This window comes from Protofrankia sp. Cj3 (genome assembly GCF_917627355.1).
Classification (GTDB): domain Bacteria; phylum Actinomycetota; class Actinomycetes; order Frankiales; family Frankiaceae; genus Protofrankia.
In genome coordinates, this window is sequence record NZ_CAKJTR010000006.1 from 4,596 (window position 1) to 6,111 (window position 1,516).

Below are 1,516 nucleotides of genomic sequence, written 5' to 3' on the forward strand. Positions count from 1 at the left end.
CTCGTCGGTGACCTGCAACGGGTGATCGAGTACCCGAAGCTCGGGTTCGCCATCGCCCAGGACGTCCCGGAGGACGTGTATGCGGCCTTCAAGGCTCTCGTCGCCGCCGGCTTCGACAGCCGTCTCCTCACCGCCTGAGCTGCCAGACCATGAACCCCGTTGCACTGGCCGTGACCTGCTTCAAACACCAGCTTGATCAGACGATCCGTTTCGCACATGATACATCGTGTCGATCTACAGTCAGCGGATCGCAAACCTTTGAGATCTGGATCCAGCAAAAACCGCGCTCCGTAACCGCTGAATACGGAAAGGAGTCGTGCGTGGATGCTGTACGTGCCCTTGCTGGGAGGCCATGGGTTATGTCTGTAGCCTCGCGAGACGGGCATTGATCAGTTCTTTGTCAAAGACCGCGTCGGTACGGCCCTCGTCATCATCGTCGAAGTAGTACAGGGCGGGATCGGGCTGGCGGCCGCCGACGCAACGGGGATAGGCGGTTCCCGCCGCGGCGAGCAGTGTCCTCTCAACAATGACGTTGTGGTCCAGGTTGTCGCCGAAGTCGAACAGGTAGCGGAACGTGGTGCCTTCCGTGGCGATCTGGGCGAGGGTCACCGAGTCCGGATCTTGATCGCCCAGGTCGGAGGAGTATCCGAACTGTCCGTAGTCGGTCGTGAACACCCATAGGTGATCGCCATTCCAGTCGAACGCGGCCTGGATCACCTTGTGCAGGTCGGTCAGCGTACTCATCGAGGAGATCTCAAGCCGGCGCCAGATCGGTGGTTTCGACCCGCGCAGCAGCACCTTGACCCGGTAGACGGTTCCCGCCGCGGCGGCCGCGGGTGGCGGGGGCGGCGGGAGTGGGTCCAGCGCCAGCCTGGCCGCGTCGAGTTGCCCGCGTATGAGGGCGGGAGCCGATGCGTAAAGCCTGTCGAAGAGGGCCTCGGAGCTGGTTTCGGTCTCGTACAGCCGGAAGGCGATGACGTCCGCGCAGGTGGCGCGGTGCTCGACCGCGCCAGGTTCCTTGTACGCGGAGGTGAACTGGTCCAGCACGTCCGCCAGCTGCTCGTCCCACTGCTGGTGCGCGATGGCGCCCAGCCCGCGGGCGTCGGCGGTGAAGTGCGCCCAGGCCCGGATGACGGCTGGCAGCAGCGCCAGGTCGTCATCCCCGATCGTAATGTGTTGACTCACTTCGGTGATGAGGAAATATCCCAGCGACAGCGGGCCGTAGTGCTGCGCCGCTCGTCCCAGGTCGAGGGCCCAATCAGCCGCCATCCGCGCCCAGATCCGGGCCACGTCGCGATCGGGTAACGCCTTGGCGCGATCTGTCGCGAGGAAGCGTGTGACGACGCGTCCGGCTTCCGCTCGGTCGGCCCCGTCATCGACCAGGTCCAAGTCTGAGCCGTTGACATCCGATCCGCCAATAACGATCATATCGGCGTCGCTGGCCCCGGTCCCGGCGAGCGCGTCGTCGGGCAGTAGATCGAGTCTCGCCCGCAGCAGTGCCCAGGTCCCGGCTGGG

At 64.8% G+C, this 1,516-nt stretch carries 1 protein-coding gene and 1 pseudogene; one reads left to right on the plus strand and one right to left on the minus strand.

The annotated features are described in order from the left end of the window. Nucleotides 1–138 (plus strand): annotated as a pseudogene (locus tag MJ783_RS23495) (YdcF family protein); the annotation flags it as partial. A gap of 219 nt (nucleotides 139–357) precedes the next feature. On the opposite strand, the gene MJ783_RS01525 reads toward MJ783_RS23495, so the two are convergent. After that, nucleotides 358–1,516: plasmid pRiA4b ORF-3 family protein (locus tag MJ783_RS01525; RefSeq protein WP_239308088.1), on the minus strand; the 1,159-nt coding region annotated here is incomplete at its 5' end.